Origin of the sequence: Clostridium sp. AF50-3, assembly GCF_003477445.1 — a bacterium.
Taxonomy (GTDB): Bacteria; Bacillota; Clostridia; order Lachnospirales; family Lachnospiraceae; genus Otoolea; species Otoolea fessa.
The window spans coordinates 85911-92671 of record NZ_QUDH01000014.1; the positions used below are offsets into that span (position 1 = coordinate 85911).

The window sequence follows — 6761 nt, forward strand, 5'->3', positions numbered from 1 at the left end:
TGGGAATGTTTTATGCGGAATGCATAGACATTCCAGGAGTACATATTTTTTCAAAAAAATCGTATGAAGGAGGAAATAATGAACCAGACAAATATAAAAATTGGACAATTAAGAGATCGCATGAAAGAACTGGGAATCGATGCATACCTGGTTCCGACTGCGGATTTTCATGAATCTGAGTATGTAGGCGAATTCTTTAAATGCCGTCACTTCCTGACCGGTTTCAACGGAACCGCTGGAACGGCTGTTATCACTATGGACAAAGCCGGACTCTGGACAGACGGAAGATACTTTGTACAGGCAGAAGAGCAGCTTTCAGGCAGTGAGATCAAATTATACCGCATGGGTGAACCTGAATTCCCGACTCTGGACGAGTTTTTAGAGGAGGAGCTTCCGGTTGATGGATGCCTTGGATTTGACGGCCGTGTTGTAAACTCTGAGCTGGGGTATGGTCTTCAGAACTTACTGCAGGAAAAAAATGTAACAATCAACTGCAGCAAGGATCTGGTAGGTGAGATCTGGACTTCCCGTCCGGCTATGTCCTGCGAGCCTATCTGGAGCTTGGATGTAAAATATGCCGGAAAGAGTACCGTAGAGAAACTTTCTGATCTTCGTGATGCCATGAAGAAAAATAAAGCACAGATTCATCTGATGACGGCCCTGGATGAAATCGCATGGTTATTCAATCTCCGTGGAAACGATATTGTAAATAACCCGGTATTTCTGTCCTATGCACTTATTACACAGGATGAAGCCTATTTATACGTACAGAAAGAAGCTATCAAAGAAGATACTAAGATGGGAAAAGAGGTTTGTGCGGCTTTAGCTGAGGCAAAGGTTCAGGTAAAAGAGTATGCGGAATTCTTACAGGATGTGGCAGCCCTGAAGAATGAGAAGGTTCTTCTGGAACGCAAGAAAGCAAGCTTTGCTGTATGCGAGAGCCTTGATGCTTCCTGCCGTATCATAGATGAGATGAATCCTTGTGCGACCATGAAGGCTGTTAAGAATGCGACCGAGATCGAAAATATGCGTAAGGCCCATTTAAAAGATGGTATAGCTGTTACCAAGTTTATGTACTGGCTGAAGCATACCATCGGAACCTGCGATATGACAGAGATGACAGCGGCTCATAAAATTGAAGAACTGCGAGCAGAGCAGGGCAATTATATCGAGCCAAGTTTCGTAACCATTGCAGCTTACAAGGAAAATGCAGCAATGTGCCATTATCATCCAAGCGATGAGGTATGCAAGAAATTAAAACCGGAAGGTCTTCTGCTGGTAGATTCCGGAGGACAGTATTTAGAGGGAACTACTGATATCACAAGAACCTATGCGTTAGGACCTCTGACCGAGAAGGAAAAAGAGTACTACACAATCGTAGCAGCCGCTATGCTGAAGGTATCAACCATGAAGTTCCTTCACGGCTGCCGGGGAATCAACTTAGACTACACCATCCGTGAAGCATTCTGGAAACGTGGTCTTGATTTTGCACATGGTACCGGACATGGTGTTGGATATCTTTCTAACGTACATGAGAGACCGAACGGACTGCGCTGGAAGGTTGTTCCGGAGCGTCAGGACAGCGCTGTGATCGAGCCGGGCATGATCTGCTCCGATGAGCCGGGTCTGTACTTTGCAGGCGATTTCGGAACCAGAACAGAGAACCTGATCTTATGTGTCGAGGATGAGAAGAATGAGTACGGACAGTTCCTGAAGTTCGAATTCCTGACCAAGGCGCCGATTGACTTAGAGGCACTGGATACACGTTTCATGGATGACGCGGATATTGAGCGCTTAAATACATACCATAAAGACGTATACGAAACCATTTCTCCGTACATGAATGACGAAGAAAAAGAGTGGTTAAAACACGTGACAAGAGAAATTTCAAGATAATATGATGTTACAGTTCAGCCATGCGCTGGTTTGAATAAATATGGAAACAAGAAGATGTCATGGCTGAACTGTAACAATATAATACCTCCTGAATAGATAGAGATAAATTCAAGTCGAACGTCCGTGAGACTTGGCGCGTGATTCTGGTCAGCAAAGCTGGCATATTCCTATCAGAATCACTGCGCATGAGATCAAAATCTATTCAGGGGGTATTTTTATTACATCTATTCAGAAATGATTGCAAGATTATTTAATTTCTATTATGATGATATAAGAGTCATTAATGATTAAGAGATGCGGTTCTGTCAGCAGGGGCAGATAAAAATTTCATGGAAGAAGGGTAGTTTTCAAATGAGAAGAATCAATGTTGAAACCATTACACAGAATATCAAAGAAATGTGCATTGAGGCCAACCATTTTCTGTCACCGGATATGAAAAAGGTGTTTGATGAGGCGGCAGCGAGTGAAGAATCTCCATTGGGACGTCAGATTTTAGGTCAGCTGGAAGAAAACTTATGTATCGCCGGTGAGGAGATGATTCCGATCTGCCAGGATACCGGAATGGCAGTCGTGTTTATCAAGGTGGGACAGGATGTACATCTGATCGGCGGTTCTCTGACCGATGCTATCAATGAGGCGTGCGCCAGGGATATGTAGACGGATATCTCCGTAAATCCGTGGTTAAGGATCCGATTTACCGTGAGAATACGAAGGATAATACACCGGCTATCATTCATTATGAGATCGTAGAGGGTGAGCAGGTAGAGATCACGGTGGCTCCGAAGGGGTTCGGAAGTGAAAATATGAGCCGTATATTCATGCTGAAACCGGCAGATGGAATCGAAGGAGTCAAGGATGCTATTCTGACAGCGGTGCGGGATGCAGGACCGAATGCCTGTCCTCCGATGGTAGTAGGTGTCGGAATCGGCGGAACCTTTGAAAAGTGTGCAGAGATGGCGAAGCACGCGCTGACCAGAAATCTGGAAGAGGAATCACCGGTTGAGTATGTGCGTGATCTGGAAAAAGAAATGCTTGAAACGATCAATAACCTTGGAATCGGTCCTGGAGGTTTAGGCGGACGGACAACCGCACTGGCTGTCAATATTGAAACCTATCCGACCCATATTGCAGGGCTGCCGGTAGGCATCAATATCTGCTGTCATGTAAACCGTCATGCGCACAGAGTGATTTGATGAATATTTTTAGGATTGCGGAAGTGCGAAGCACATAGCAATCCGGTATCAAAAGGGGAAAAATCTCTTGTGACCCAAACATCGTTTGATAGTATAAAGAATGTACTCTCGGAGTCTTTCCTGCACAAAAGGATACCGAGAGCACATAAGATAGATTTGGAGGAAAATATGGATAAAACAATCACAGCTCCAATTGACAGGGAGACATTAAAAAGCCTGCATGCAGGTGATTATGTATATATAAGCGGAACCATCTATACGGCACGTGATGCAGCTCATAAGCGCATGATAGAGACGCTGGATGAAGGAAGAGAACTTCCCCTTGATCTGAAAGATAATGTAATTTATTATATGGGACCGTCACCGGCCAGAGAGGGCCGTCCGATTGGTTCTGCAGGTCCGACCACAGCCAGCCGTATGGATAAATATACTCCAAGACTTCTGGATCTCGGCATGGGAGCCATGATCGGAAAAGGAAAGAGAAGCCAGGCAGTCATCGATGCCATCGTTCGCAATGGTGCCGTTTATTTTGCGGCAGTGGGCGGAGCCGGAGCAATTCTTTCAAAGTGCATTAAGGAATCGGAAGTGATTGCATACGATGATCTGGGAACAGAGGCGATCCGAAAATTGACGGTAGAAAATATGCCTATGATTGTGGTAATTGATTCCGAAGGAAACAATCTTTACGAGACCGCGGTAAAGGAATATCAGAGATAGGATAATAAGATATCAGATGTGGGATGACTCCCATCCCGCAGCAAGAATGCAGATGCATTTTTGAGTTTTATGAAGAGAGGTTATTGGCTGTTTTGCAAATAACCTCTCTTTTGTCGTGAAGAATAAAGTTATAATTGATAGAGATAAACCATGATTGGCATGGTTATCATACAGAATAGAGTGGTAATTACGTTAATGGCACCAGCATAGCGGGCATCTTTTCCATATACCTGGGCCATCTGCGTGATTGTGGAGGCGGATGGGGTGATTGTGGCTAACAGGGTGACAAGCAGAATTTGTGAACCATTCTCAGTAAAAGAAGCAAGGCCGCTGAATTTAAGAAGTAAAATTGTCAAAAGCGGTACACCGATGAGCCGCAGAATCGTGACAAGTCCAATATGGGGAAAAGCCAGAATTTCCTGGGGCGTGGTTCCGGCAATCAGCATTCCTGAGATCAGCATGGCCAAAGGACCAATCATGCTTCCCAGGGAGCGGACAGCGCTGTCCACTGGACCGGGAAGTGAAATCTGTGCCAAGAATAGAAAAATACAGAATAAAATGGCAATCATATTTGTATTTGTTATGATTTTTTTAAAATCAGGCTTCTTTTCTTCACAGATCATCATTTTGCCATGACTCCAGAGAAGAAAAAGCTGTACAGAGACGTAGGCGCTGGAATAAATAACCCAGTCTGGTCCTAGAATAGAGGAAACAAGCGGTATAACAAGATTTCCTGCATTAGAGTAGATGATAGAGGCTTTTTCGACTCCGTTAAGATGAAGAAGAGGTCCTATAAAGTAAAAAAGGACAATCAGGATGAGATGGATCAATACAGCAGCAGCCACCGCCAAAAGAAGCCCATTTAGGATGGAAGGGCTGCAGCTGACCTGAAAAGCAGATAAAATCGAACAGGGGACTACGATATAGACAGACAGGCGTGAAAGAATGCGGCTGTCATCTGAGCGGCAAATGCCAGTCTTTACCAAAACAAAGCCTAAAAACATGATGATAAATAATGCCGCAATTTTACCAACTAAAATTCCAATGGACATAATACGTTTGCTACCTCCTCATAACAGGGCATAGAGACAGAATATTTTTTTGCAAGTCGGAGGGGCTCCATGACAAGTCCGTCCAGTTCCGATGGTTTTCCTTCCATTATGTCACGCTGCATGGAAGTGGTGGCATCGGCAGATAAGTTGGAAAGAATCTCCAGATTTATTTTTACATAGTCTTTTTCAAAGGGATATCCCATGGCAGCAGCCAGAGCGCTGATTTCACGAATCATGGATTTAAATAATTCACGGGCAGGTCCTTCCTTTTGAAAATCTCCGGCCACGGCATGAAGGTAGACTCCGGCAGCTCCGATAGGGGAGACATAGGAAAATTTCTCCAAAGCATCCCTTTGGATATGGGTGGATAAAACTCCATCGATACCGCTTTCGCAAAGATCCGATTGAATGGCTGATAAAATCGGAGAAATATAGGAAGGATCCCTGGGACCGAAGACAACTCTTAAGATAGGACCGTGCTGAACCAGAACACCGGGATGTTCTAAGGATGCAGAAACATAGATGCATCCATCCAGAACGGTACAATCCGGTAATTCTTTCTGCACCCTGGCACCGGTTCCATATATATTTAAGATGGGAATAATAATTGTGCGGGGACCAGCGGTCTGTCGGATAAAAGGAAGGACGGAATCAAGGGAATATTCTTTTACACATATAAAGATAACCTCCGGAGCCAGGGAAAGAGCACAGGATTCTTCCATGGATAATGCACGAACCTCAAGATGTTCTTCCGTCTGATCCCAGAGATGACGAATGATGAGACCGTTATTACGCATAGCATCAAGGTTGGAACTACGGGCAATGAATGTAACATCTTTTCCGGCTTTTGTGAGAGCAGCTCCAAGAATTCCTCCGGTACCGCCGGCTCCCAGAATCATATATTTTAAATTCATAAAAAACTCCTTTCTGAATCCTAATCTGGATTGCTGCGTGCGATGCGATGCAGTCCTGCAATCCGCCAAAACATCTCGCTAAGTGCTTATAGTATCATATCATAGAATATATTGAAAAATGGTGGTTTAAAGGAAATAAAAAAAAAGAAAAAACTTGGATAAATTTGCTTGACATTTTAAATTTTCTTTGATACAATGAGATACGCGTCTGACAAAGAAATGCGTTAAGATGCAATTGAATATTTTTTTTATTACTGCGGAGAAATACTCAAGAGGCCGAAGAGGCGCCCCTGCTAAGGGTGTAGGTCGGGCAACCGGCGCGAGGGTTCAAATCCCTCTTTCTCCGTTTCTTTTTTTAAAAAAAGCTAGAAAAAATAAAAACAAAAAAGTGCTTGACACTGATGAGTTTTCGTGATAAACTAGCTGAGCTGTTGAAGAAACGGCGCTTTTGAAAAAGAAAAACAAAAAATAAAATAAAAAAGTTGTTGACAAGCAAGAATGCTTATGATAGAATATATGAGCTGTCGCTGAGACAACAAAGAACCTTGAAAACTGAACAGTATGTAAAACCCTGAAAATTCTAAGAACAAAGGCTTTTGGTTAAGCCTTGAAGTTCAAGAGAACATTCAGAACATTCGCGATGAAAACGAGTCCATGACTGCTTGCAGGCATGAGCGAGTTGAACGCGATGAGCAAAATGCAAATTTTGCGAAGAACCAAAACAACAGTAATAACGGTTAAAATTAGCCAAGCGAATTTTGACTGGAATCAAAACTTTAACATGAGAGTTTGATCCTGGCTCAGGATGAACGCTGGCGGCGTGCTTAACACATGCAAGTCGAACGAAGCGATTTGGCGGAAGTTTTCGGATGGAAGCTAGATTGACTGAGTGGCGGACGGGTGAGTAACGCGTGGGTAACCTGCCTCACACTGGGGGACAACAGTTAGAAATGACTGCTAATACCGCATAAGCGCACAGGACCGCATGG

Annotated in this window: 4 protein-coding genes, 1 tRNA gene, 1 rRNA gene and 1 pseudogene; 5 read left to right on the forward strand and 2 right to left on the reverse strand. The window is 43.8% G+C overall.

Annotated elements, in window-relative coordinates; translation table 11 throughout:
* The first annotated feature begins 78 nt into the window (after window positions 1–78).
* The 3 genes and pseudogenes from DW085_RS14425 to DW085_RS14435 all read left to right on the forward strand — a co-directional run bounded on the left by DW085_RS14425 (window position 79) and on the right by DW085_RS14435 (window position 3806).
* The gene (locus tag DW085_RS14425; protein ID WP_118493323.1) at window positions 79–1896 is read left to right on the forward strand and encodes an aminopeptidase P family N-terminal domain-containing protein; all 1818 of its coding nucleotides are present in this window, start codon (window positions 79–81) and stop codon (window positions 1894–1896) included.
* Between the two features lie 351 nt (window positions 1897–2247).
* Window positions 2248–3089 (forward strand): annotated as a pseudogene (locus DW085_RS14430) (fumarate hydratase).
* Between the two features lie 150 nt (window positions 3090–3239).
* Complete coding sequence (locus DW085_RS14435) at window positions 3240–3806, forward strand: Fe-S-containing hydro-lyase (protein ID WP_329750711.1); 567 nt, start codon at window positions 3240–3242, stop codon at window positions 3804–3806.
* A 128-nt stretch (window positions 3807–3934) separates the two neighbouring features.
* Here DW085_RS14435 and DW085_RS14440 read toward each other — a convergent pair whose 3' ends face one another.
* Both DW085_RS14440 and DW085_RS14445 read right to left on the reverse strand, forming a co-directional pair.
* Window positions 3935–4858, reverse strand: a complete 924-nt coding sequence (locus DW085_RS14440) for an AEC family transporter (RefSeq protein WP_118493325.1) — start codon at window positions 4856–4858, stop codon at window positions 3935–3937.
* The gene (locus tag DW085_RS14445; RefSeq protein ID WP_118482407.1) at window positions 4840–5772 is read right to left on the reverse strand and encodes a 2-dehydropantoate 2-reductase; all 933 of its coding nucleotides are present in this window, start codon (window positions 5770–5772) and stop codon (window positions 4840–4842) included. The genes DW085_RS14440 and DW085_RS14445 overlap by 19 nt, the downstream gene beginning before the upstream one ends.
* A 258-nt stretch (window positions 5773–6030) precedes the next feature.
* Between DW085_RS14445 and DW085_RS14450 the strand changes: the two genes are divergently transcribed.
* Both DW085_RS14450 and DW085_RS14455 read left to right on the forward strand, forming a co-directional pair.
* A tRNA-Ser gene (locus tag DW085_RS14450) sits at window positions 6031–6118 on the forward strand.
* 431 nt (window positions 6119–6549) lie between these two features.
* A 16S ribosomal RNA gene (locus DW085_RS14455) occupies window positions 6550–6761 on the forward strand; the annotation flags it as partial.